This window comes from Paenibacillus sp. FSL A5-0031 (assembly GCF_001956295.1).
Taxonomy (GTDB): Bacteria; Bacillota; Bacilli; order Paenibacillales; family Paenibacillaceae; genus Pristimantibacillus.
On record NZ_MRTD01000015.1, the window covers coordinates 92,756 to 117,629 of the forward strand.

General features: G+C 45.9%; 23 protein-coding genes and 1 pseudogene. 1 reads left to right on the top strand and 23 read right to left on the bottom strand.

Annotated elements, in window-relative coordinates; genetic code table 11:
- Positions 1-132 precede the first annotated feature (132 nt).
- Both nrdE and nrdI read right to left on the bottom strand, forming a co-directional pair.
- Positions 133-2,217 carry a class 1b ribonucleoside-diphosphate reductase subunit alpha gene (gene nrdE / locus BK120_RS24150; RefSeq protein WP_076270062.1) on the bottom strand — a complete coding sequence of 695 codons (2,085 nt, stop codon included), beginning with the start codon at positions 2,215-2,217 and terminating at the stop codon, positions 133-135.
- Positions 2,204-2,563 carry a class Ib ribonucleoside-diphosphate reductase assembly flavoprotein NrdI gene (nrdI, locus tag BK120_RS24155; protein ID WP_076270063.1) on the bottom strand — a complete coding sequence of 120 codons (360 nt, stop codon included), beginning with the start codon at positions 2,561-2,563 and terminating at the stop codon, positions 2,204-2,206. Before nrdI ends, nrdE begins: the two co-directional genes overlap by 14 nt.
- Positions 2,564-2,876: 313 nt before the next feature.
- On the opposite strand from nrdI, the gene BK120_RS24160 reads away from it, so the two are divergent.
- Positions 2,877-3,062 carry a hypothetical protein gene (locus BK120_RS24160; RefSeq protein ID WP_144376842.1) on the top strand — a complete coding sequence of 62 codons (186 nt, stop codon included), beginning with the start codon at positions 2,877-2,879 and terminating at the stop codon, positions 3,060-3,062.
- Between the two features lie 930 nt (positions 3,063-3,992).
- Here the strand turns inward: BK120_RS24160 and BK120_RS24165 are convergent.
- The 21 genes and pseudogenes from BK120_RS24165 to BK120_RS24265 all read right to left on the bottom strand — a co-directional run bounded on the left by BK120_RS24165 (position 3,993) and on the right by BK120_RS24265 (position 24,874).
- Positions 3,993-4,760, bottom strand: a complete 768-nt coding sequence (locus BK120_RS24165) for a class I SAM-dependent DNA methyltransferase (RefSeq protein ID WP_076270065.1) — start codon at positions 4,758-4,760, stop codon at positions 3,993-3,995.
- Positions 4,757-5,707, bottom strand: coding sequence for a CvfB family protein (locus BK120_RS24170; RefSeq protein WP_076270066.1), 951 nt, complete (start codon positions 5,705-5,707; stop codon positions 4,757-4,759). Before BK120_RS24170 ends, BK120_RS24165 begins: the two co-directional genes overlap by 4 nt.
- Positions 5,704-6,051, bottom strand: coding sequence for a ribosome silencing factor (rsfS, locus tag BK120_RS24175; RefSeq protein ID WP_054027809.1), 348 nt, complete (start codon positions 6,049-6,051; stop codon positions 5,704-5,706). Before rsfS ends, BK120_RS24170 begins: the two co-directional genes overlap by 4 nt.
- Before the next feature lie 21 nt (positions 6,052-6,072).
- Entirely contained in the window at positions 6,073-6,627 is a 555-nt protein-coding gene (gene yqeK, locus BK120_RS24180; protein WP_076270067.1) for a bis(5'-nucleosyl)-tetraphosphatase (symmetrical) YqeK, read from the bottom strand.
- Positions 6,617-7,207, bottom strand: coding sequence for a nicotinate-nucleotide adenylyltransferase (gene nadD / locus BK120_RS24185; RefSeq protein WP_076270068.1), 591 nt, complete (start codon positions 7,205-7,207; stop codon positions 6,617-6,619). Before nadD ends, yqeK begins: the two co-directional genes overlap by 11 nt.
- 110 nt (positions 7,208-7,317) lie before the next feature.
- The gene (gene yhbY, locus BK120_RS24190) at positions 7,318-7,623 is read right to left on the bottom strand and encodes a ribosome assembly RNA-binding protein YhbY (protein WP_076270069.1); all 306 of its coding nucleotides are present in this window, start codon (positions 7,621-7,623) and stop codon (positions 7,318-7,320) included.
- A 60-nt stretch (positions 7,624-7,683) separates the two neighbouring features.
- Positions 7,684-8,544: a shikimate dehydrogenase gene (aroE, locus tag BK120_RS24195; protein ID WP_076270172.1), complete on the bottom strand. Its 861-nt coding sequence runs from the start codon at positions 8,542-8,544 to the stop codon at positions 7,684-7,686.
- A 38-nt stretch (positions 8,545-8,582) separates the two neighbouring features.
- Positions 8,583-9,707, bottom strand: a complete 1,125-nt coding sequence (yqeH, locus tag BK120_RS24200) for a ribosome biogenesis GTPase YqeH (RefSeq protein WP_076270070.1) — start codon at positions 9,705-9,707, stop codon at positions 8,583-8,585.
- Complete coding sequence (locus BK120_RS24205; RefSeq protein WP_076270071.1) at positions 9,707-10,231, bottom strand: YqeG family HAD IIIA-type phosphatase; 525 nt, start codon at positions 10,229-10,231, stop codon at positions 9,707-9,709. Before BK120_RS24205 ends, yqeH begins: the two co-directional genes overlap by 1 nt.
- Positions 10,232-10,347: 116 nt before the next feature.
- A complete protein-coding gene (locus BK120_RS24210; RefSeq protein WP_076270072.1) occupies positions 10,348-12,600 on the bottom strand; it encodes a transglutaminase domain-containing protein in 2,253 nt (750 codons plus the stop codon).
- Positions 12,597-13,844: a DUF58 domain-containing protein gene (locus BK120_RS24215; RefSeq protein WP_076270073.1), complete on the bottom strand. Its 1,248-nt coding sequence runs from the start codon at positions 13,842-13,844 to the stop codon at positions 12,597-12,599. The genes BK120_RS24210 and BK120_RS24215 overlap by 4 nt, the downstream gene beginning before the upstream one ends.
- Before the next feature lie 4 nt (positions 13,845-13,848).
- Positions 13,849-14,805, bottom strand: coding sequence for an AAA family ATPase (locus tag BK120_RS24220; protein ID WP_076270074.1), 957 nt, complete (start codon positions 14,803-14,805; stop codon positions 13,849-13,851).
- A 140-nt stretch (positions 14,806-14,945) separates the two neighbouring features.
- Positions 14,946-15,296, bottom strand: a complete 351-nt coding sequence (spoVAE, locus tag BK120_RS24225; RefSeq protein ID WP_076270075.1) for a stage V sporulation protein AE — start codon at positions 15,294-15,296, stop codon at positions 14,946-14,948.
- Positions 15,293-16,315 (bottom strand): stage V sporulation protein AD, encoded by a 1,023-nt coding sequence (gene spoVAD, locus BK120_RS24230; protein WP_076270076.1) that lies wholly within the window; start codon positions 16,313-16,315, stop codon positions 15,293-15,295. The genes spoVAE and spoVAD overlap by 4 nt, the downstream gene beginning before the upstream one ends.
- 1 nt (position 16,316) lies before the next feature.
- Positions 16,317-16,802, bottom strand: coding sequence for a stage V sporulation protein AC (gene spoVAC / locus BK120_RS24235; RefSeq protein ID WP_076270077.1), 486 nt, complete (start codon positions 16,800-16,802; stop codon positions 16,317-16,319).
- 45 nt (positions 16,803-16,847) lie between these two features.
- Entirely contained in the window at positions 16,848-17,195 is a 348-nt protein-coding gene (locus BK120_RS24240; RefSeq protein WP_076270078.1) for a hypothetical protein, read from the bottom strand.
- Between the two features lie 67 nt (positions 17,196-17,262).
- The gene (locus BK120_RS24245; RefSeq protein ID WP_076270079.1) at positions 17,263-19,287 is read right to left on the bottom strand and encodes a beta-galactosidase; all 2,025 of its coding nucleotides are present in this window, start codon (positions 19,285-19,287) and stop codon (positions 17,263-17,265) included.
- Positions 19,288-19,940: 653 nt separating this feature from the next.
- Positions 19,941-21,137: pseudogene (locus BK120_RS24250) on the bottom strand (extracellular solute-binding protein); the annotation flags it as partial.
- A 37-nt stretch (positions 21,138-21,174) separates the two neighbouring features.
- Positions 21,175-22,068 (bottom strand): carbohydrate ABC transporter permease, encoded by an 894-nt coding sequence (locus tag BK120_RS24255; RefSeq protein ID WP_076270081.1) that lies wholly within the window; start codon positions 22,066-22,068, stop codon positions 21,175-21,177.
- A gap of 12 nt (positions 22,069-22,080) precedes the next feature.
- A complete protein-coding gene (locus tag BK120_RS24260) occupies positions 22,081-23,040 on the bottom strand; it encodes an ABC transporter permease (RefSeq protein WP_076270082.1) in 960 nt (319 codons plus the stop codon).
- Between the two features lie 286 nt (positions 23,041-23,326).
- Positions 23,327-24,874, bottom strand: coding sequence for a response regulator transcription factor (locus BK120_RS24265; protein WP_256711011.1), 1,548 nt, complete (start codon positions 24,872-24,874; stop codon positions 23,327-23,329).

A 24,874-nucleotide genomic window follows, 5' to 3' on the forward strand; every position in this document is an offset into this window, starting at 1 on the left:
CCTTCTTTGCTACGTAAGCGTCATTTAAATAGTACTCAAGCGTAAACGGCTATGCCGTCTTTTAGAGGCATAGCTTTCGTTTCGCGGAGAAATATAAGAAAAGTATATGAAAAACATATACTTTCTTATATTTTAAACTGCGCAGCTCGTGCATTCCTCAACGGAAAGCCGCTTCGTTCTTGTGTAATAAAGCGATTTAAGACCTTTTTGAGCAGCATAAACATAGAAGCGCGCCAGCTCACGTGTCGTCACATTGCTGTTAACATGCAGTACAGTCGAAATACCTTGGTCAATATGCTGTCCGATCTCTGCAATAAGATCAATCAGCTTGAACTGATCAATGTTGTAAGCCGATTTGTAGTAGAAGTAATTTTCCTGCGCCAAATAAGGCATTGGATAATAAGTAGTTGAGTTTGCATACGTACGTGTCTCGATATGCTCAACAATCGGCATTACGCTTGAAGTTGCATTTTGGATATACGAAATGCTTTGTGTAGGCGCAATCGCCAAACGATAAGCATGGTACAAGCCGTGTTCTTGGACTTTTACTTTAAGTGCAGCCCAGTCCTCAGGTGATGGAATTTCCATACCGTCGAACAATTCCTTCACGCGGTCTGTTTTTGGGCGGTAATCATTTTCCACATAACGAGTGAAGTATGTGCCCTTCGCATACTCCGAACGGTCGAAGTCTTTGAAAGTAATCCCGCGCTCTTTGGCGATCTCCATGCTTTGCTCAATGGAGTAGTAGTTCATCATCATAAAGAATACGCCGGCAAAATCTTTCGCTTCTTCACTTTCGTAAGCGATTTTGTTTTTCGCAAGGTATCCATTTAGATTCATCGCGCCAAGTCCTACGGAGTGAAGCTCCTCATTCGCTTTGCGAACGCCTGGTGCATTGTCGATATTAGACAAATCACTAACCGTCGTCAAAGCTTCGATACCAACATGTACCGATTCCTTCACCTTTTTGTGCTCCATTACGTTAACAATATTAAGAGAAGCAAGGTTGCAGCTAATATCACGGTTAATGACATCCTCGTAGCCGTAATCCTTAATTTCAGATGTCTCCTGAAGCTGGAATATTTCTGTGCACAGGTTGGACATTTTGATAGAGCCGATATCCTTCAAAGCGTGAACGCTGTTAGCATTCGATTTGTTCATAATATATGGGTAGCCAGATTCTAGTTGAATCGAAGCGATTTTTGTCAACATGTCGCGTGCGTTCATTACTTTTTTCTTCGTTACAAGCTCATTAGCCAGCAGCTCTTCGTACATCTCGTCCATATCCATATCGTCGAGATGCTTGCCGTATGCTTTCTGAACGGAATGTGGACCGAACACGAATAGCGGTTTGTTTTGAGCAGCTAGCTCATAAAATTTATTCGGAATAATTAGGCCGATCGAAAGAGTTTTAATGCGTGCTTTTTCGTCTGCGTTAATTTTTTTGCAATCTAGGAATTCGATAATATCCCAGCCGAAAATATTGTAGTAGCCTGCACCAGAACCTTTGCGTTGTCCCATTTGGTCTGCGTAGGAGAAAGCATCCTCCATAAGCTTCAGCACCGGCATAATGCCTTTTGCTGCGCCTTCTACGCCTTTAATAGGCTCACCGCGTCCACGAAGCTTCGATAGGTTGACGGCTACGCCACCACCGATTTTGGAGAGCTGCATACATGTGCCGAGTACATAGTTGATGGAGTTAAGAGAGTCGTCCATTTCTAGCAGGAAGCAGGAAACCATTTCTCCGCGGCGGCTCTTGCCTGCGTTGAGGAAGGTAGGGGTAGCTGGCTGCAAACGTTGGTCAATCATCGCTTCCGCAATTCGAAGTGCTCTAGCTGCATCGCCTTCGCCCAAATGCAAGGCAACGATAGCTACACGATCGGAATATTGCTCCAAGTATTGCGATTTGTTGTTGGTCTTCATCGCGTAGTCCTTATAGAACTTCGATGCTGCCATGTAGGATTGGAATTCAAAGCCGCTGTTTGCCGTTAGTGTAAATACAGCTTCAACCTGCTCATATGTATACTTTTCGTATACATTATCGTAATAATCGTTTTCGATTAAGTATTCTAGCTTATGTTTGAGGGAGTCGAACTTCACGCTCTTCTCAGCCACTTCTTCCATAAAAGCAGCGACAGCCTCTTTATCTTTATCAAGCTGGTAAAATCCGTCTGCACCGCGCTGCATCAATTCGTTATTCAATTCAATATGCTTCAATGGTTCGCACCCTTTCGACAAAATGTTGCGTATCTTGATTCGTACCTGACAATTCAAACTTCAAAATCACTGGAACATCGTACATTTGTGAGATCGTATCCGCGCTTTTAGCGAACCCGGTTCCCCAGTTGCGGTTGCCGCTCGCCGAAACGCCGCGGAGCATGCCAGAGTTGCTTTCTAGAAACGAAGTTACCTTCTCTGGAACTTGGCCGAACCCTGTTGTGTATGTTACTAGCACGAACGGCTCGTCAACTTCTTCCCTCTCATCAATCGGCACCGCCCGCATATTCAATTTTTTAATGAAACGCTTGACGTTGCCTGTTTTGGAATCATAGACGACTAGCATAACACGTTCGCTCCCTTACTGTAATCAAGCAATTAAAAAGCGCTTCTGACTAGCAATTCCGTCAGCTGCGCTTGTTCAAGATATACCGCTGGTAATCGTTGAAGGCACCAATCCACATCAATATGTAGTTGATGTTTTTGATTCTACATCAATATATAGGAGTAGTCAATGAAAATTATGGAGAAAATATTAATCTATTTTTTTGGCGCACTCGACTATTTTAACAGATGAGGATATGATGTGATAGTGACATTTTATTGCTATTTTGGGGGTCCTGAAAATCGTAAACACAACTGCAGAACAAATAAGAGCATTGCTAGAAAAACTGTTTAAAGATGCTGGATATACAGTGCCGGAGCTGCTTGAATACATCGAAAAACTTGAAAAAGATCAAGATCTAATGGCCGAAACAATCAAGAAAATGAAGCTTGAATCGATACGAAAAGCATCTGCTTCCACAGGCATGAACACCCGATTAAAAGATGCGCTTCGGGAATAATCGGATATACGAGTCACAAGATCTAGATATATACAAGCGAATAATTCAAGAAATCGATAGCACTTCTCGTTCACCAAAACGCTGTTGATAAAATTTTACAATCAGAATACTTTTCGTCAATCTTCGACACTCACACTAGATATAGATGTCGATTGCAATGTTTCTACTTCGACATTGCAATCGACATCTATACAGACCAACTCATACTTCGATCCTACTCATTAAGCACATATCTGTGCTTAACCACCACAAACCAGGGTTGCTTTTCCTTTATAAGCGCATATGTGTTATTACAGCGAACTTTCGAGCATACTCTCACCACGATCCCACTCTGTAAGCACGTATGTGTTCTTACAGACCACAAACCAGAGTTACTTTTCCCCTATAAGCGCATATGTGTTCTTACAGCGAACTTTCGAGCGTGATCTCACGACGATTCCACTCTGTAAGCACGTATGTGTTCTTACAGACCACAAACCAGACTTACTTTTCCCCTATAAGCGCATATGTGTTCTTACAGCGAACTTTCGAGCGTGATCTCACGACGATTCCAGTCATTAAGCACATATGTGTGCTTAACCACCACAAACCAGAGTTACTTTTCCCCTATAAGCGCATATTTGTTCTTACAGCGAACTTTCGAACGTGATCTCACCACGATTCCACTCATTAAGCACATATGTGTGCTTACAGACCACAAACCAGAGTTACTTTTTCCCCTATAAGCGCATATGTGTTCTTACAGCGAACTTTCGTGCGTACTCTCATGACGATTCCACTCTGTAAGCACGTATAGGTACTAACGCACCACAGTCACCTATTGTCGTCTCTTATAAAGCGACGTTTTCTGCGAATAGCCGGACAGATCAAAAAAGGGTTTCCCATAAAGTCTATTAGACTCTATGAGACACCCATCTCTAGTGGATCATATTATTTGATTGCTGCGAAGAACAAACGCTCTGATTCGCTGTCAGCTGGCTTCAGCTCAAAATCTGCGTAACGGTCAACCGTTTTAAAGCCCGCACGGTACAGAGCTGACTCGATCCAGTCTGGATCGTAAGCGCGCTGCACATGTGATTCTTCAAACCGATAAAACTTTGAATCGCGGTCACGCGAGAATATCGTTAGGTTATGCTCAATCTCGCAGCGCTCCTCTTCAAAGTCGCATGTCCATATATAGGCTACATCGCGCTCATCAAGCACAAAGGGCTGTTCTTCCGCATAACGAATGAGCTGCTTTGGCGGATGCATATCGAATAAAAAGGAACCGCCGCTGCGAAGGCCCGCATAGGTAGCGCGGAAAGCCGCCTCAATATCCTCTTCCTCCGTCAAATAGTTCAAGCAATCACAAAACGAAATGACCGCATCAACGGGCTCTTGCAGCTCCCATTCACGCATGTCCTGTTGCAGCCACCGAATCGAACCGGAGCGCGGTCTCGTAACAGCCTGAGGCGTCTCATCCCACTTGCTGCGTGCGACGGTAAGCATGTCCGATGACAAATCGATTCCATACACATGGAAACCCGAGCGTGCTAACGGAATCGAAATGCTCCCTGTACCGCAACCAAGATCTACGACAGTAGCAGGCATGCCATAGCGCGACCAGCCGGCCCTTGCGAAGCCCAGCCACTCTGCATAGGGCATATCCTCCATCAGCTGATCATAGACAGTCGCGAACTGTCCATAAGAGCGTGTCATTGCCCGTCAGCTCCTTCAGCTGAGGAGCCCTTCGCTTGCTCTCCTGCTTGCTCCGTCGTCTCGTCAGACGGTTCAGCCAAATATGTCCAGCTGCCTTTCTGAGTGACAAGCCTTTCTCTCATCAGCTTGCCTAAAGCGCGTTTGAAGGCACCTTTGCTAATCCCGAATTTTTGTTTAATAATGTCGGCATCTGTCTGATCAGAGTAAGGCATTCCGCCGCCTGGTCTTTCTTTAATGAAGGCAAGCAGTCGATCAGCATCCTCCAATCGTCCTACTTCCTTACGCTGCGCCATGGAGAGGTTAGCTCTGCCATCTTCACGAATAAAGGTTACACGAGCGCTTACACGCTCACCAAGTCTAAGCGGACGGATTCGTTCCGCGCTTGGAATAAGCCCATAAACGCCAAACCCTACAACGCCGCCATCAATCATGACGAACGAGCCGAGCTGCAGCGTTTTTGTTACCCAGCCTTCAACCCATTGATTATTCCAGCTCTCAGGTGCATGGAAGACAAGCTCCGAGAGTTCCTCTTCAAAAGCAATTTTCGCTACAAGTCTTCCTATTTTGTCATGCTTCATCACAACAAATACTTCATCGCCAGGAAGAGGCCTGTATTCTATACTCTCTGGCAGCTCCGATAGCGGAAGCAGCAATTGTCTGCCAAGCCCCATTTCTAGGAAGCAGCCAAGCCTCGGATGAACATCCGCTACTTTCAGGCGAGCAAGCTCACCTAACTGGAGAAGGGGCTTCTTCATCGTAGCAGCCAATCGATCCTCTGAATCGTAAAAAATGAATACTTCCACTGCATCGCCGATTTTCGGCTTAGAGCCTACAAGCTCGGTATAATGCATGAGCACATCCGATTCTTCATCGCTCAAAAAATAGCCGTAGGGCGACACCTCGCGTGCCACCCTTAAAGTCAAAGTTGTTCCGGCTACAAAACTCATGCAAACTCCACAACCTTCGCATCGGACCATAGCCGCTCAATGTTGTAATATTCACGCTCATCGCGATGGAATACGTGAACGATAACGTCGCCGAGGTCAATCAGCACCCATCTTGCCGAATCCATACCTTCGATTCCGCGCACGCGATTGCCATTTTTCTCAGCTTGTTTCCGAATTTCGGTTGCGATAGCTTGTACTTGTGTATCCGAGTTACCGCTGCAAATGACGAAGTAATCCGCCACCAAGGAAATTTCTTTTAAGTTCAAAGCAACAACGCGCACCGCTTTTTTGTCTTCTGCTGCTGCGACTGTGATTTGAAGCAATTGATCCGAATGTAACGCCATAGCTCAGCCTCCTGTTAAATATTATTCTAATAAACTATTTCTTGCTTCTATTGTTAGCGGAAATATTCGTTTTCCTTTTTCTAATAAGAAGGAAATTGTAGAGTTAAAGCCAGCAAGCAATGCTAGATCCAATGAATGCTCGCTAAGCTCGCGAATTTTGTCTACTCCTGGAAACTCTCGCCCTGGTTCCATATAATCGGCAAGGCAAACAATTTTCTCAAGTTTCGACATGCCGCGGCGACCTGATGTATGGTAGCGAATAGCGTCAAGCACTTCGGTGTCCGCCACACCAAATTCATGTTCGGCTACCCACGCCCCAACAGGGGCATGCCATAATTCTTTATCATAAAGCAAAAGCTCTGCTGGCAATGCTTGATCGCGAATGACCTTCTGCATACGATCGACATTCCAGTACTTAGAAACATCATGCAAAATGGCAGCAAGCTCAGCTCGTACAGCATCTTCGCCAAACCTATTAGCTAGTATGACCGCAGTTTCCATAACTCCCTGTGTATGCAGCCATCTTCGCTCAGGCATTTCCGCTCTTACTTTTTCGATCATTTGCTCACGATTCATACAGGTTGTACCTCCTCATGTAGCGATTCACCGAATCAGGCACTAAGTATTGAACAGACTGCCTAGCTTTCACCTTGCTCCTAATCGCTGTTGAAGAAATCGCAATGGCAGGCATGTGAACCAAGCTGACCCGCTCCTGCAAATAAAACGGCAGTGCAGAAATATCGACCGGATTGCCTGGACGCTCTAATCCAATAAATGATATTCGAGCAGCTAGCTGCTCAATTGCATGCCACTTCGGCAGGTCGTTGATGCGATCTGAACCGATAATATAGGAAAAAGAATGGTTCGGATAACGTCCCTGCAGCTCTACGATCGTATCGTAGGAATAGCTCACGCCACCACGCTGCAATTCAATATCAAGCGCTCGAAAGGCCTTGTTGCTCTCGATAGCATCGCATACCATTTCGTAGCGCCGCTCTCCGCTAACGCCTGGCTCATTCGCTTTGAGCGGTGGTCCGTATGACGGGATGAACCACACCTCGTCCAAGCCGCTCTGCTCTCGTGCAGTTTCTGCAGCAATCAAATGACCGATATGGATGGGATCGAAGGTGCCGCCCATAATTCCTATCTTACTCACTTGTTGAACGCCTCCCTATCAAGCAAAGTCGAAGCGTTAACAGCTATCGTGTCTTCTAGTATGCCCTTTATGACAAAAAGCTGCATTCGCCGCGCAAGTCTCGGTCCATATTATTTGCGAGCAGCTGTAGGAAGCTCGATTTGTTTGTTGTCCTTGGATTCTTTGTATAGAACGATCGTTTTGCCGATCACTTGTACAAGCTCCGCGCCCGCTGATTTAGCAACTTCAACGCCGATTTCCTTAGGATCGTCTAGACAGTTGTTAAGAACAGAAACTTTGATAAGCTCGCGCGACTCAATCGCCTCCTCGATATGACGAACGAGGTGATCGTTAGTGCCGCCCTTTCCGACTTGGAAAATCGGTGTCAAATGATGAGCTAGCGCTCTTAAATATCGTTTTTGTTTGCCTGTAAGCATAATAAGTGTTCCTTCTTTCATCTCAATAATTCGTCTGTTTGATTGCTTCAATAAATACGTTTAACCTTGCAATGATGCAAGTACCGTTTCGCGCATCGCTGTGACGGGTGCTGGCTGGCCTGTCCAATATTCAAAGGCATATGCGCCCTGATAAATAAACATGCCAAGCCCGCCATGAATGCGGCAGCCGCGCAGCTCTGCTTGCTGCAAAAATTTCGTTTTCAAAGGATTGTATATTAAATCACTTGCAACCGCGCCCAGCTTCAGCCAGCTTGCATCAATTGGCGTCTCCTCCGTATGAGGGAACATGCCTACTGATGTCGTGTTAATCACGATATCGGCTTGCTTGCATGCGGTTTGCAGCCCATCATTCGAAATCGCTTCAATATCTACTTTATTTTGCAATGAATCTACAAGCTCTTTTGCCCGGTCTACGGAACGGTTGGCCACCGTAATTCGCGCAGGATTCTCGCTTGCTAGAGCATAAATGATGCCGCGGGCTGCGCCGCCTGCGCCGATAACGACGATTCGTTTCCCGGCAAGCTCACGCTCCGCTTCTTCCTTCAACGAACGCACATAACCAATGCCATCGGTGTTGTATCCGATTAGACGGCCAGCGTCGTTGACAATCGTATTAACCGCGCCTATCGCCTGCGCGCTTGCATCGATCTCATCAAGCACGGACATAATGTCCAGCTTATGGGGGATCGTAACATTGACACCGCGAATGCCCATTGCACGAACACCAGCGGCAAAATCTCCGATTCGATCGCTCGTAACATGAAAAGCAGTGTATACACCGTTAATTCCCGTTTCCCGAAAGGCACGGTTCATCATAATAGGTGATTTCGAATGCCTTATCGGATCGCCGATGACGCCGAACAAAAGAGTATTGCTGTCAATCTGGTTTCCTGCGCTCATATTCGTCACAGTGAATTCCCCTTCCAAGTGACATATGTTTAGATCATCGAGTCGCGAAGCATGACCTTAACGCCCTTCGGCGCATAAATGTCAATAACAGCTCCACCAGTACCGTTCACTTGAATCCAGCCAAGACCGGATATAAATACGTCCTTATTCAAGCCGCGCTTAACGCGCAGTGAATGCCTAGTCCAAGCAGGAATCGTTTCTAGTTCTTCAAGCGATGGTCCTCCGAGCAATTGCCCACGGTGATCTGCATACAACTCATCTGCCCGCTCCAGCTTCGTACGATGCATGTTGAGCGCGTTTGAAACATAAAACGTAAAGGATTGGCGATCACCCTCGACAAAATCGAATCGAACAAGGCTGCCAATAAACAGCGATTGACCCGAGTTCAATTGATAGACGAGCGGTTTAATTGGCTTGTCCGGCAATAGCGAGCCAAGGAAGCTCCGCGGTACAACCTCTGTCATACGTGTCGTATAGACTATACCTGGGGTATCAATAATCGCTTTCCCATCCTCAAGCGGAATATGAACGGCATCAAGCGTTGTTCCCGGATAACGAGAAGTAGTCAGTTCACGTTCCATGTCACTGTAATCTCGAATTAGACGATTAATCAAGGTTGACTTACCGACATTCGTCGCGCCAACCACATAGACATCTCGGCCATTCCGGTACTGCTCAAGCGCTTCAATAACCCGCTCGAAGCCCATATTCCGCTTCGCGCTGCATAGGACCACATCGACTGTGCGCAGTCCCTCTTCCTTTGCTTGCTTCTGAACCCAATTCCGAAGTCGATTGACGTTCATCGCTTTCGGCAGCAAATCGATTTTGTTCACGACAAGCAGCACTGGATTGTTACCGACAAAACGCTGCAAGCCCGAAATCAAGCTTCCTTCAAAATCGTACAAATCAACAATATGCACAACGAGGCTATCCGTATTTCCGATGCTGCCAAGCAGCTTTAAGAAGTCATCCTGATCAACCGCTACGGATGAAGCTTCATTATAATTGCGAATTCGGAAGCATCGCTGGCAAATAACCGGTTCGCGACCGACAGCCGCCTCCGGCAAATAACCTGGCAAATCAGAACTTTTAATCTGAAGCGCCACTCCACAGCCCGCACATGATCCATATGCCTGACTAAGTTGTTGTTCCATCACTTTGTTTCCCCCTCATACCATAACCCTTTTTTCCTTAAACGCACTAACGCTATTCGTTCAATACGACGATTCACTCGTGTCATTATACCTTCATCAGCAGGAGCGATTGGCGTGACAAGGATGGTGTATAACCCCATACGGTTACCCCCAAGCACATCCGTCAGCATCTGATCTCCGATTACGACGGTTTCCTCAGGTGCAAGGCGGAGTACACTAAGCGCTCTCTTGAACGATTTGCCAGCTGGCTTGCGAGCAGCATGAATATATGGAATATTCAACGGCGCAGCAAACTTCCCGACGCGTGTCTCGTTGTTATTGGATACGATAACAACCTGAAAGCCCCGAGAACGTACGTAATCAAGCCACTGCACAAGCTCAGGCGTAGCTAACGCCTCCTTGGCACCGACAAGCGTATTATCCAAATCCGTAATGATGCCGCGAACGCCTCTTGCATGCAGCTCATCTAAGTTAATTTCATATACTGTATTGACGCGCATATGCGGCAACAGCCGTTCAAACATAATGGATATCCCTCTGCTTTCTGCTTGCTATCTTACGAAACTATACCATACAAACTAATTTTGTTGCAAAAAAATACCGCTACCAATTTCTCTGGCGAGCGGTATTTGTTCGTATGTTATCTTAATTGATCAATGAGTGAGCGTACTTTAACGACGAAACGATCTGCTTCTTCGGATGACGCCATAACGGGGCTATATTTCGCTTGTTCAAACCCATTCAGCACAATCTTAAAATCTTCACGCAGCCGCTTCTGATTTTGCGACCAGCGCAACACTGCCTCGCGCAGCGTCTCATGGTCTTCGCGCTCCATTCCACGCTTTTTGCAAATGCGCAGCAGTTTTTGCGTCTCAAGTACGATTCGATCATTTGTTGTGTACGATCCATGGCGGAGCTTTCTCCAAGAAAAGATAAGCTTGTCACGACGAATAATGAGCCATGCAATTGCAGCAACGATGAGTAGTGATATGGAGCTCCATAGCCAAACCTGCGAAGTTGATGAGCCTTCTGTATCTCCAGCTGCTGCAGTATCGTTATCGCCGATTTCTAGATCCGGCAAAGCAGCAACCTCTTCTTCAGGCAGCGTATATGGGAATGAGAAACCCGATGTTGCTTCGAAAGGAATCCAGCCTGTACCTTCAAAATAAATTTCTACCCAAGAATGAGCATCTGAATTTCGAACGGTGTACGTGCCTGCACCGCTTGGATTTACTTCTTCCTCCCTGTAACCGCCTGGAGGACCGAAGTCGCTAGCAGGAAGCGCACCTGGAGCAAATCCTTTAACCCATCTCGTCGGAAGGCCTAAGCTGCGCGCCATAACCGCCATTGAGGTTGAAAAATAATCGCAATAGCCTTCTTTCAGCTCGAACAGAAATTGATCAACGAAATCGCTGGTAGCTCCTGTGAGCTTCGATTCATCAGGCAAATTATTGTAGTTGTAATTGAGCCTTAAATACGACTCCAACAATCTAGCCTTATCATAATCATTAGCTGCCCCTGCGGTGACCTGCTCTGCAAGCTGTCTGACTCGATCAGGCAATGATTCAGGCAATTGCAAGTAAAACGCATTGCGTGAAGCCTCTTGTTTATCTGACCAGCCAGCTTTAGATGTCCTCAACAGCGCTTCATCTAGAACAGGTACAGACGACGTGACCGAATACGTTTGCGGATATTTACGGTTTTGCATGGACCAGTTCAGTCGCAGCTCGCCTGAGCTAGGCTCCCATCTGAAGCTAGATGGAATAGCTGCCTCTTCATTTTCAATCCAGTTGATCTTCGAAAGTGGAGCCGCTGCAAAAAGAACCGGATAAACATCCTTTCGAATCATCGTAACAATCTGATTGACTTGCTTAACTCCAGCTTTTGGCGGATCATCTAATGAAGCGAATGCCTCACCCTTCACCACACGAATATTTTCTTCGCCAGCAAGCCCGGGATCAACATCGACCCACCCGTTACCCGTGTATAAAGCTTTGGACTCGCCGCGCCAGTAGCTGCGATGCGAGGTCGTAACGGTCATCATCGGTGAATAATCAAATTCAAATCCACCGCCAAGCTCATTGTCGTCTCTACTGTATCCGGAGCTCGCATTGCCTGAACGGTTCGGCGATATAACATCTGTGCCTTTATCGCCTAAAAACACCTGAACCCTCTCCCCTTTAGCTTCCTTCCAGATCGTATAAGGATCCTGAAGAATAGGAGCAATTGAAGGCATATTCAATCCTACAATCATGAGAATCGATAATACGAGTGCAATCGGCACCATTAATCGAAGTGGATACTCGATTAGCTCTTTCCAGCTGTTCGGATGCTCTCGCTTCAGTCTAGACAAATGGCCAGCGACGAGCCAGAGCAGCCCGATAAAGACGACCATCCCCACTTCATCCCACAGCCAGATCGGCGTAAAGGAATCTGCGATAGTTAAAACCAAAATGCTTACGCCTACAAAACCGAACATTCGAACTCTAGTAACCGTCCACATTCCAAACAGCACGTAGAGCAGAAGCATAGCTCCACTTATCCATATAAATGGATTAAGCTGAACGAGATGTACTTGCAGCCACCACAGCCACTCTTGCCAGCGCTGCGGACTTGCAACGATCCATTCCATTCTGGCCCATTGCGATGTAATGAAAATAGCTGCTATCACTTGAAGAAGAAGCTTCAAATATTTCCTGCGCATAGGAAGCAATAGATCAATTGCCGCTGCCGCAAATAAAGTGTAATAGGCAATGGAGTACGTTTCGTCCCACCAATAACCTTCAAATATAGTAATTACATTGGCTAGAATAATTGCAATAAATATGAATCTAAGCTTCTCAAACCAGTCCGTTGTTAAATACACACCAATTGATCGTATCAGCTGTTTCATGCAATTCCACTCCCTTCTAAAACTGTTGGGAGCTCTTGCAGCTGACGAACTTCAAATACCGGCCAGCCTCGTTCGCGCAAGACACGTTTCCAAGAAGTATTATGGCTTAATAAATCAACCGACGAGGAGATATGAATCAAGCAAGGGGTAATTCCTTTTCGTGAGAGCCACTCCATGCTTCGAATGACATCCGCGCCAGTCTCGGGAGTAATAAGGACTGCAAAACTTCCGGCTTCAATCGTAGAATCAGCTTGCTGAAGCGACGGATACAATGGCCGCGCTGCATTTGCATCTACAAAGGTTAAATGCCTCATCACCATATTTCGTTGATCAATGCCTGATTTGGGTGTAACGAATGTCATGGCGTCTCCAATGGAGAGCAGCCCCATTGCCGTATCACTTTTGAGACCGTTCTCGAGCAATGAAGCAGCAACAGATACAGCTAATTCGAAGCGAGTCGCGAGTTCACCTTTGTAGCTGCTTGAATGTCGATCAAGGATGACTAGCGTACGCGGCAATGACTCACGCTCGAAAGCTTTCGATTTCCACTCGCCCGTCTTCGCCGTCGCATTCCAATGGACACGTGATAAACGGTCTCCGTATAAATATTCACGAACGCCGTTAATCTGTGTCGTTTCCTTCGCTGAGCGTGACGCGATGGCATGAGAGTAAGGACCGCGAATCCCGCGCTGAATGCCATTCCACTGCCTAAGCGGAACTGTCTGAGGCAGCACATTAAGCACTGTCTCTGATCCAAATTTACCTGAATGCTCGAACAAACCGAATACATCATAAGACAAGCACTCTGTATGAGTAAATCGGTACTCGCCGCGCTGCAGCGGAGGCGTTTGATAAACGACATGGCCCGCACGCTTCCAATTCGGCACAAAGGAAGTCTCGAATGCCAGCCTTTGTCCATTATGACGATGCAGCTGATCTCTAACAATGACGTATGGAAGCGGATAATAGCCAGGAATTTTCATGGAAAGGCTTACTTCTAGCGTGCTGCCTGCTGATAAAGATTGATCGATTGTTGTTGCTCCAGGCATCGCATACACTCTGCTGCCCGTCACCTTGTTAATTCCGCTCCACCTGCCAAGCACTAAATAAATAATTAATAAATTCAAAATCATGAAGAGCATCATCGCGGTTTTGCCGCCTTGAAATAAAAAGTAGAACAGACTGGTCAAATAAATGACTGCGACAAGCTGCATCCGCAGCTTCGAAGATTTGGCCGCTGTCATACGACTAACGCTCTAGCCGAACCGGTACTTTCGTGGACTGAATCACCTGCTCGATGATATCCTCCGCTTTAAGACCGTTCATTCTAGCTTCCATTCTGAGAAGAAGCCTGTGCGAAAGCACGTAAGGAGCAAGTTCCTTCACATCATCAGGCGTTACAAACTGTCTCTGCTGAATATAAGCACTCGCTTTAGCCGCTCTTGCCAGCGCTAGCGCTGCACGAGGACTTGCACCGAGCATTACATTCGCGTTTTCTCTCGTTCCTCTTATTAATGAAACTAAATATTTGCCTACGGCGTCATCAATATGCACTTTAAGCGCTTGGTCCTGAATTTGGATCATATCGGATATATTAATCATTTGCTGAATGCGATCAGATGGATGTATTCCTTCATTAGAGAGCACCATTTGCTGCTCATCTGTTTCACTAGGATAACCGAGCGACAGCTTCATCATGAACCGGTCCAGCTGCGCCTCTGGGAGCGTATACGTGCCTTCAAATTCAATTGGATTTTGGGTAGCAAGCAAAACGAACGGACGAGGCAGCTCATATGTATCCCCATCAACCGTTACATGTCCTTCTTCCATCGCCTCAAGCAAAGCAGATTGTGTCTTCGTTGTCGCGCGATTGATTTCATCAGCTAGCAATATATTAGCCATAATTGGACCTGGACGAAATAAAAAGGTTTCTTGTTTGGGATGGTAAATGGAAACGCCTGTTATGTCAGTTGGCAGCAAGTCGGGATTGCATTGTATCCGGCGGAACTGGCCGCCTATTGACTTTGCCAACGCTTTCACTAATTGTGTTTTGCCCGTGCCTGGCACGTCTTCAAGCAGAACATGTCCACCTGCAACGACGGCAATTAACAATCTTTGGATCTCTTCCTGTTTGCCGAGGATACAAGATTCTAAGTTTCGGAGAATAGTAGAACATAATTGCATGTCTGCAGGACGAATATCCATATCATAACCTCCCGAAATAACGCATGAGTTAGTATTCAATACTACTATTTTACAGTACTTCCTTTACAGTACACAAATTTTTTCGCTACAAAAAAAATTGGAAGATCCCACAGGACCCTCCAACTTAAGTGCATAAATGGTTATCCTTTTGGCCTAACGACAAGTGCTGCCAAGAAGGAAAATATAATCGCTGCCGAAATGCCGGCACTAGTTACTTTAAAGATACCCGATATAACGCCAATCCAGCCTTGCGTATGCAATTCGGTTAATGCACCGTGTACGAGAGCATTACCAAAGCTTGTTATCGGAACCGTAGCTCCCGCTCCAGCAAACTTGACGAGCGGTTCATATAAGTCAAAACCATCAACGATAGCGCCTATGACCACTAAGGTCGACATCGTATGAGCAGGAGTCAGCTTAAGAACATCAAACATCAGCTGACCGATCACACAAATTCCTCCACCAACTAAAAAAGCCCACAAAAAGATCATATATGCTTGCTCCCTCCTGCGCTAATGGCAACAGCATGTGCTATACATGGAATACTCTCGCCTTGCTGGAACGAGAGCGGCGATAATAATGCGCCCGTGGCCACGACTAAAATTCGGTTTAATTCGCCTTTCTTGATTCGTTTGAGCAGATGCCCGTAAGTAACGACGGCTGAACAACCACATCCGCTGCCGCCTGCCTGTACCTTCTGCTTCTGAACGTCATATACCATAAGGCCGCAATCGCCAAACACTGTTTCGTTCATCGGAACGCCATTTTTCATAAGCAATTCCTTGGCAATGGGATGCCCTACTCCAGCCAAATCACCCGTTACAATTAAATCATAATCACGAGGAGATCGGCCTGTATCGTTAAAATGGGCTTGTATCGTATCTACAGCCGCGGGCGCCATTGCTGCTCCCATATTAAATGGATCTGTGATGCCAAGATCTATGACTTTCCCGATGGTTGCACATTCCACGACTGGGCCGTCACCTTCTGCCGCGACAACTGCTGCGCCAGATCCCGTAACCGTAAATTGTGCGGTAGGCGGCTTCTGTGAGCCATATTCCGTTGGATAACGAAATTGCTTCTCAGCTGTGCAATTGTGACTGCAAGTGCCTGCCAGCACATGAGTGGCTGAGCCAGAGTTCACGAAGAGCGATGCAAGCGCCAATGACTCCATCGAGGTGGAGCATGCACCAAATACGCCAATGTATGGTACTCCGAGTGATCGAGCAGCAAAGCTATTGCTAATAATTTGATTCATGAGATCTCCGCCGACAAAAAACTGAAGCTGGTCGCGTTCGATGCCGGCATTTTGAATTGCAAACTCCGAGGCTTGCTCCAGCAGCAGCCGCTCTGCCTTCTCCCAGCTTTTTTGCTGCATGTCTAGCTCAGGATGGACGAGATCAAAATCGGCTGCAAGCGGACCATCTCCCTCATCAGGACCGACCACGGTCGCTTCGCCGATTATTACCGGGCGTTTCTCAAACCACCATGATTGTTTCCCTCGCAGCATATTACTGACCCCCAGTTCCGAGAATAAGATGAGCGATACCTACGAAGAAAGCTGCCACTGTACCGAAAACAATAACTGAACCAGCCAGTTTAAACATATTGCCGCCAACACCAAGCACTAGGCCTTCGCTCCGATGCTCCAAAGCGGCCGAACACATGGAATTAGCAAATCCGGTTACAGGCACTGCTGAGCCAGCACCAGCCCATTGCGCAATTTTATCGTACACGCCTAGGCTCGTTAAAATAACGGATATCAAAATAAGCGTTGCAACGGTTGGATTGCTTGCCGCTTCTTCACTCATTCCCATCAAATGGACATAAAGCTCCTGTATAACCTGTCCAAATACACATACTGCTCCGCCGAAAACGAATGCTTTCAAACAATTTCCAAGTACAGATCGAGGCGGCTCCATCGTTTTTGCGAACGATTGATATTCTTTTGGTGACATGGACATTTTTTTGTAATGACTTTTGCTTTTGGTCGCCACAAAACCATCCTCCTTTTCCGCTACGGTTTTTCTCTATGCCTGAAGCTAAAGTTCCGTAACCGCTTTGCTTTCTTCTGGTTCATTATTTGTAATAGCAGGTTGCAATATTCCAACACAAACAAAAACGCCATCAATGTCCTCTGGATGCTGCATCAGCTTTGACGGAGATATATAAGATAATCTGGAGCAAATAATATCCTTTCTTACATTAAAAAAAGGATTGCCCCCGACTAATGATTTCGTCGCTGGCAACCCTTTATTTAAAGAAATATGGCTAATAACAAAAGAACGAGTAAAACATACAAGATGAGCACGAGCAAGCTCACTAAATGACGTTGCCGCTTCGTAGACAAAAGTGCAGCTCCCCTCACACCGGGCTTTTAACAACAGCATATGCCAAACACCCAGCTGCGGAGCTTATCCAGAGTCATTTCAATAACGATTTCAATAGGCAAATGTTTTATTGTTCAATAATCATAACGCCTTTAGCAGATAAGCTGTAAGCGCCGCTGACAATCTCACCCGTGAGAAGCTCTGTTCGCTGCTGAGCGCCAAGCTGAAGCTCAGAAGGCTCGGAGTTATGGTTCAAAATAAAAGTAAAGAATTTCCCATCTTTATTTCTGCGTGTCACCTCGACCCCTGTAGGTACGGACAAGATAGGCTCAATCCCTTTGTCCTTGCATAAGTTCGTGAGCAACGACTGCAGAAACTCTTTATCAGGACTGGAAGCTATATACCATGCTTCCCCGCTGCCATATTTATTGACGGTAACCGCTGGCATGCCTTTGTAGAAATCCGAGCCGTACTCAGCAACAACCTCAGCGCCTTCAGAATGGATTAAATCACATAGCAGACTGCATGTATAAGTGCCGCTGAGAGCCCCGTCAACTTTTTTCATCACCATCTGGTTGTGTTGGCCCGGCAGCAGCGCGTCGATCTCCTCCGCCCAAATGCCGAGAACCTTGCGCAGCTTGCCTGGATAGCCGCCCGTAGTTACGAGATCATTTTCATTAACGATGCCGCTAAAAAAAGTCGTAATGAAGGTGCCGCCGCGTTCCACGAACGCTTCAACCTTCTCCGCAAAACCCGGTTTAATCATATACATAACCGGTGCAATGACGAGATCATACTGCTCGAAATTTTCTTCAATGCTGATCATATCGGTTTGTACATTCAATTCAAACAAGGCATCGTAATACTTATGAACCTCATCCACATATTTTAAAGCTACGCTAGGTCCGCTGGATAGCTCTACTGCCCAGCGGTTTTCCCAGTCAAATACGATGGCTGCCTTTGCATCAATTCGCGAATCAAGCAGCTTATCTGAAAGCTTCGTCAGTTCATGGCCAAGCTCCGCGCACTCACGAAACACGCGCGTATGCTCATGGCCCACATGCTCAATGACAGCGCCATGATATTTCTCGCATGCTCCGATCGAGCGGCGCAGCTGGAAGAACATGACGGTATCCGCGCCATGCGCTACTGCCTGATAGCTCCAAAGCCGCATGACGCCAGGGCGCTTCAAGGCGTTGTAGGCTTGCCAGTTCTGCTGGCTCGGCGTTTGCTCCATCAGCATAAAGGGCTGTCCACTTTTCAAACCGCGCATAAGCGAGTGCGTCATTGCTGTATAGCTTACGGGAGTGTCGATCGACGGGTAATTGTCCCACGAGATGACATCCAAATGTTTTGCCCACTTGAAATAATCAAGCTCAGGGTAAGTTCCCATCATATTTGTCGTAATTTGAATGTTAGGCGAATGCTTGCGAATTTCTTCGTGTTCAATTAAATAACAATCAAGCAGAGCATCCGATTGAAATCTGCGGTAATCAAGCGATATGCTTTGGAAGTTGGTTCGATTGCCGCCCCATTCCTCGCTAAGCGCATTAGGCGGTTCAATTTCATCCCAGTCATAAAAAGTATGGCCCCAGAAATTTGTATACCAAACCTTATTCAATTGTTCAATCGTGTGATAACGCTTTTTCAGCCATATTCGGAAAGCGTCGGCGCAGTTATCGCAATAACAGTAGCCGCCATATTCATTCGAAATATGCCAAGCGACAATCGCAGGGTGATCCTTATAACGCTCTGCCAGCTTCCCAGCTATGCGTCCCGAATGCTGCCGGTAGGTTTGGCTGCTCGGACAGGAGTTGTGGCGTCCTCCAAATTTACGTTTGCGGCCCTCATAATCGACACGAGTGACATCCGGGTATCTCTTCGCCATCCATGCCGGATGAGCCCCCGTACTTGTAGCAAGGCAAACAGCGATTTGGTCGCCATGAAGTCTGTTTATTATGTTATCCAGCTCAGTGAAATCATAGGTTTCTTCACTTGGTTGAATCCGCGCCCAAGAAAAAACGTTAACCGTTGCGACATCAATGTTCGCGAGCTTAAACATGCGAAGATCCTCTGTCATCGTCTCATCATCCCACTGCTCCGGATTATAATCTCCGCCGTACCATATTTTCGGAAGTTTCTCGTTTATCATTTCTATTTCATTCTCCCTTCAGTTTATGTTAATTAACAGCAAGGGAGAGAGCTCATTAGATGAGCCCTCTCCCTGCCAATTCACTTTGAGTCTTATTTCGACCAAAGTTCCACACGATCCTGCACCATTTTTGTAAATTCAGCATTCAATTTTGCTACACCTGCATCATCAAGATCTTTTAGAAATGCATCATAGATTTTATCGAAGTCTGCTGGTTTAGCAAGAATCGCTTCAGGGATACGTTTTTTCATAATATCTTGTGTTTTTTGGAAAATAACGTTTGCTTGCGAGCCCGTCTCGAACGGAAGTGTCCAAGCTGCGCCGTATTTGCGAACTGGGAATGCATCGTCAGCAGGCCATAGGTCTCTGTAGGTTTTCGCATTGTATTTCGCTAGCGTCTTCTTGTCTTCTTCAGAATAAGCCGTTTGAATTTGCTCTGGGAATGTCGTCGTATAGTAGTTTCCAGAAGGATCCTTCACGCCATCGCCGTAGCGAGCAGAAATCAAGTAGTTGCCAATACCTGTCGTTTTCTTGAATGTATTGCCGTCATTTGATTTTTGAGCTTGAACATCTGCAGGAATAACACGTTTTCCGCCTTCTACATTGTAATGCTTGCCTTCAATACCCCAGTTAACTAATACTTGACCTTCATCAGATGCAAGGTAATCAAGGAATTTGATTAAGCGTACTGGATCTTTTGCATCCTTTGTAATTCCAATTCCATAACCAGATAGATAACCTGTGCCTTGGAAAGAGTGATCTTGGAATGTATCATTCAGCGTTACAGGAAAACGAGCGTAAGTTGATTTAAAATTGCCAGCTGCTTTCAAAGCGTTTTCTGCTTCGCCATAATCCCAGTTTTGGTCAATCAGTCCAAGCACACGGCCGGAAGCAATTTTTGATTTATATTGATCGTATTTTTGAACGAAGCTTTCTTTATCAAGCAAACCGATATCGTTCATATGGTTCAACCAACGGAAATACTCTCTTTCCTCAGGACGCTGGTAATGCATGATCGCTTCATGTGTGTCTTGATTAACGAAAAACTCGCCATCATCTGGAGCGCCTGTTGCATAGAAAGCCGGGTTTGTAACTGAAATTAGAATTTGCCATTCGCCGCCGTTAAGCGACATGCCGATTGTCGGCTGGCCATCAGCTGTTTTAGGGTTCTTCTCAATATAAGCTTTAATTGCAGCTTCATAGTCTTGTACCGTTTTGATTTCCGGATAACCTGCAGCTTCAAGCACTTGGTGCTGCAATTGGAAACCGCCGCCAGCTTCGAAGTAGGTTTGCCCTACGCCGTCTTGGGGAAGCACATAAATCGCGTCGTCATCTTTACTCCAACGAAGACGGTTAAAGTATTCGCCGTAAATCTTTTTCAAGTTTGGTGCGTGCTCCTCAATCAAAGGTCGAAGATCGATCAGTGCGCCAGCATCAACCAATTTGCCTGCGCTGCCTTTTGGCATAACCATATCGGGAAACTCGTCGCTTGCTACCATAAGGGCAAACATATCTGTGTCACTGCCGCCGACAGGGAACTCTTGCTTAATCGTAATGCCTGTTTTATCTACAATAAATTGCCCTATATCCGACTTCATATCATCCCAACTCGGGTTCGCGTCGCCAGAAGCGATACGAATCGTAATCGGATCACCCTTCTCCGGCTCTGCTGCATTTGTTGGTGAATTCGCGGAATTGCCCGGCGCGTTCGTTTCTTTATTTTTGCCGCCTTCATTATTCGAATTGCCGCATGCCGTGACAAATACGAATACTAGTGCCAATACCAAGCTTAAAGCCATTTGCATTTTTCTTTTCATTGCTTGAAAGCCTCCCTTTTTCTCGTTCATCATGCTCGTGTATATAACAGGAAACCTGCTATTACCAATATTAACTTTTTACTGCGCCAAGCGTCATGCCTTTGACAAAATACTTCTGAAGGAAAGGATACACTAGCAAAATCGGTACCGTAACGACGATCGTAATCGCCATCTTGATAGATTCCGGTGAAACCGACGCCAGCGTTTGCTGCGCATTAGGATCACGGTAATTACTGCCCGTTTGCGTGGATAGCAGCACCTTCATCAGCTCATACTGCAGTGTCGTATTCTCTGGACTCCTATTATTGAACAAGTAAGTATCAAACCAAGCGTTCCAGTGTCCAACAGCAATATACAAAGCAATTGTAGCGAGTACAGGCTGACAAAGCGGAAGGATAACCTTCCAAAATATAGTCCAATCATTTGCCCCATCAATTTTGGCTGATTCTTGGAGTGCATACGGAAGCCCGTCAATATAAGAGCGGACGATGAACACGTTCCAAACGCTCAAAATAGCAGGAATGATGTAAACCGAAAACGTACCAATCAAACCTAAGTTTTTCATAAGCAGAAACCCTGGAATGAGACCGCCTGAGAAATACATCGTGAGTGCGAATACAACGGACATCCATCTTCTTGCTTGGAAGTCTGGACGACTTAAAGTGTAAGCCATCATGGATGCCGACAACACCCCAATGAGCGTTCCCAAAACGGTACGAATAACCGAGTTTTTGAAGCCTACAAGCAGTCCCTCAAAGCCGAAAATCGTCTCGTAATTTTTGAGTGTAAATTCGCGAGGGTATATAGTTAAACCGCCTCTTACTGTATCTACCGAATCATTAAATGATATCGCTAGTACATTCAGGAACGGATACAACGTTACGATAGCAACGATGATCATGAATACATAAATGCATGTGTCAAAAACTTTATCGCTTGTACTTCTTCTCATAGCTCCTTGCATGTACCGCACCTCCTATATGATTGATTCTTTGGTGACTCGTTTGTAAATTCCGTTCGCGATAAACACTAATAGGATGCTGACGACGGAGTTAAAGATACCGATTGCCGTACCATACGAATATCGGCTCATTTGAATACCGTACTTCAGCGCATACAGATCGAGCACTTCTGAAAAATCGGATACAAGAGGATTTCCTAACAAAAACTGTTTCTCAAAGCCAATGCTGATTAAATGCCCGATCGATAAAATGAATAGCACCATAAAGGTTGTTCTAATTCCCGGTAATGTAATATGCCACATTTTGCGGAATCTTCCTGCCCCATCGACAGTCGATGCTTCATAAAGCTCAGGATCTATTCCCGCCATCGCAGCTAAAAAGATGATGGAATTCCAGCCCATTTCCTTCCACAAATCCGATAAGGTCACGACACTCCAGAACCATTCGCCCTTGGCCATAAACTGAATCGGCGTATCAATGATGTTAAGAAACATCAATAATTGATTAATCGCACCGCCGTCTGTTGACAGCATCTTCGTTACAAGCCCCGCAACAACAACCCAAGATACAAAGTGCGGCAAATATGAAATGGTTTGTACAGAGCGCTTAAAGAACTGCCCTCTTATTTCATTAAGCAATAGCGCAAAAATAACTGGAATCGTAAACCCTACGATAAGCCCCATCGTACTCATGGCCAGCGTGTTTCGCAAAACGATATAAAATCTTTCGTCTTGAAACAGCTCTATGAAATTATCAAGACCTACCCATTTTTGATTCAATATCCCGTTTTTTGGCTTATAATTCTGAAATGCGGTCAACCAGCCCCATACCGGCACATAGCTGAATAGGAAGATCCAGATGACGAACGGCAGCGACATCATGTACAAGTAACGCTGCTGAATGGCTTTGAACCAAAATCGATTCCTTTTGTTTGTCGCCCTTAACTGCTTAGGACTATCTGTTAGCGGTTTCATAGCTGCTCCTCCTACTGTTTCTGCTTCGTGCAAAAACGTCTTCGCAAGCTACCTTATGTGGTGAGTAGCTTACCCTCTCTTATCTGTACTTATCATAAACGATAGAACCTATCCTCCGGCACCCATATAATTAGACCTAAAATCATATGAAAATACGTTCTTTCAAGCGCTTTCATAACCATTGGTTACATAAAAATAAAAAAAAACATCTAGCTCGCCAGCGACTCTATCAGTCCTGTGAAATAGATGTTTGTAAGTATAAAAAGATTATAGGAACAACAGCTTCCTATTCCAAAGCCGTTCTACCAGAAATACTTTTAAAGGATGAGGGAGATACTCCTTTATACTTTTTAAATTTGCTATGGAAATAATCAACATTCGCATATCCGACCCGTTCCGACACCTGATGAACCTTCAGCCCCTCCTGCAGCAGCTCAATGGCATGCTGTATTCGCACTTGATCCAAATAAGTGTTGAAATGCTCACCCGTATAGTTTTTGAACATTTTACCTAAATAGCCGCTATTGTAATTAAATAGATCAGCCAGCGTTTCCAGCTTAATATTTTCACTATAATGACGTTCAATAAAATCAGTCATTTGTTTCATGACCGACAAGCTGTCTGATTTCGAGGTTTTCATCGCCAGCTCCGATAGACGGGTTTGCAGCTGCGCAATCATTTCCTCATAATGATGGGCAAGATACAAGGCGGTAATCATCGACAGATCCTCATGAAGCGATAGCTGCGGATTAGACAAGGCCGCTTTATTAAGTACAATCGTGAGAAGCTGCGCCCAGCTCGATTTGACGAACGGCTCGGAACAATCAAAAGCGATAATTTGCTTTGACGCCTCCTGCAGCGCTTTTTCCATTCCCTCTTTGCTCCCGATATCCAGCATATAATAAAGCTTTTGAGCAAGGCTATCAATTGATAATTGATTGCTAGGCTCAGCCTCCGCCTGCTGTCTCTCCTCGGCTAAAGACGCCATATGGATGAACTGTCCTTGCAGCATGAACCGCTGCTTCAATAAGTCGTGAATGGGCATGGACCATTTTTGCAGCTCCGTGGGTTCACGAACGGGTTCGCTTGCCGCAGCTGCAAATCTCACCTTCGTTCCGCAGCATTCCTCGATCCACAGCTTCATTTGCTCGCGCGAGCCATTTTGAAGCATATAATCTTTAAGCAATACCCCAATATAAGGCTCGGCAGAAAAAACCCAGCCGATTTGCTTCTCTTCAACAATGTCGGTCAGCTTCTTCTTAAGCGTTGCATTCAGCGTAAGGGAATGCTCCCTGCTATAGAGCTCGATCAACATCAGCTGGTAATATTTCGCCGGCTCACCCAATAAAGTTTTCAGCTCGTGGCTGTTAGCCGTAGTTGCATCTAGCTTCCCGCTTGAGAGCTGATACAGCATCTCCTCACGCAGTAAAGCAGTCGATTGCTCTGTATTTTGACGCTGCTCCGACTGACTTTGTAGCTGTGCAGAGACACGTTCGACATAGCTCTCCAGCTCATCTTCATCGATCGGCTTTAAAATATATCCATCCACATTATGCGCGATCGCTTGCTTAGCATAATTGAACTCCGCATAGCCGCTCAAAATTAAAAAATGACAGCAATTGTCTGTTTTCCTTATTTCCTCAATCGCTTGAAGACCATCCATGCCAGGCATGCGGATATCTATCAGAATCAAATCAGGACTCAGCACGCCGTGCTTCTCGACTGCCTCGCGTCCACTTGCTGCTGTCCCTGCGACGGCAAAGCCGTATTTGCTCCAATCAACTAATGTTTGCAGTCCTTCTCGAATCATCGGTTCATCGTCTACAATGAGCAC

Coding starts and splice junctions, on each gene's coding strand:
- BK120_RS24255 (WP_076270081.1), bottom strand. CDS start 22,068: ATGCAAGGAGCTATGAGAAGAAGTACAAGCGATAAAGTTTTTGACACA.
- rsfS (WP_054027809.1), bottom strand. CDS start 6,051: ATGGCGTTACATTCGGATCAATTGCTTCAAATCACAGTCGCAGCAGCA.
- BK120_RS24220 (WP_076270074.1), bottom strand. CDS start 14,805: ATGGATATTCGTCCTGCAGACATGCAATTATGTTCTACTATTCTCCGA.
- BK120_RS24210 (WP_076270072.1), bottom strand. CDS start 12,600: ATGAAACAGCTGATACGATCAATTGGTGTGTATTTAACAACGGACTGG.
- BK120_RS24215 (WP_076270073.1), bottom strand. CDS start 13,844: ATGACAGCGGCCAAATCTTCGAAGCTGCGGATGCAGCTTGTCGCAGTC.
- nrdI (WP_076270063.1), bottom strand. CDS start 2,563: ATGCTAGTCGTCTATGATTCCAAAACAGGCAACGTCAAGCGTTTCATT.
- BK120_RS24165 (WP_076270065.1), bottom strand. CDS start 4,760: ATGACACGCTCTTATGGACAGTTCGCGACTGTCTATGATCAGCTGATG.
- BK120_RS24170 (WP_076270066.1), bottom strand. CDS start 5,707: ATGAGTTTTGTAGCCGGAACAACTTTGACTTTAAGGGTGGCACGCGAG.
- BK120_RS24260 (WP_076270082.1), bottom strand. CDS start 23,040: ATGAAACCGCTAACAGATAGTCCTAAGCAGTTAAGGGCGACAAACAAA.
- yhbY (WP_076270069.1), bottom strand. CDS start 7,623: ATGCTTACAGGCAAACAAAAACGATATTTAAGAGCGCTAGCTCATCAT.
- spoVAD (WP_076270076.1), bottom strand. CDS start 16,315: ATGCTGCGAGGGAAACAATCATGGTGGTTTGAGAAACGCCCGGTAATA.
- BK120_RS24240 (WP_076270078.1), bottom strand. CDS start 17,195: ATGCTGTTGTTAAAAGCCCGGTGTGAGGGGAGCTGCACTTTTGTCTAC.
- BK120_RS24245 (WP_076270079.1), bottom strand. CDS start 19,287: ATGATAAACGAGAAACTTCCGAAAATATGGTACGGCGGAGATTATAAT.
- spoVAE (WP_076270075.1), bottom strand. CDS start 15,296: ATGATCTTTTTGTGGGCTTTTTTAGTTGGTGGAGGAATTTGTGTGATC.
- BK120_RS24205 (WP_076270071.1), bottom strand. CDS start 10,231: ATGTTTGAACGGCTGTTGCCGCATATGCGCGTCAATACAGTATATGAA.
- yqeK (WP_076270067.1), bottom strand. CDS start 6,627: ATGAATCGTGAGCAAATGATCGAAAAAGTAAGAGCGGAAATGCCTGAG.
- aroE (WP_076270172.1), bottom strand. CDS start 8,544: ATGAGCGCAGGAAACCAGATTGACAGCAATACTCTTTTGTTCGGCGTC.
- yqeH (WP_076270070.1), bottom strand. CDS start 9,707: ATGGAACAACAACTTAGTCAGGCATATGGATCATGTGCGGGCTGTGGA.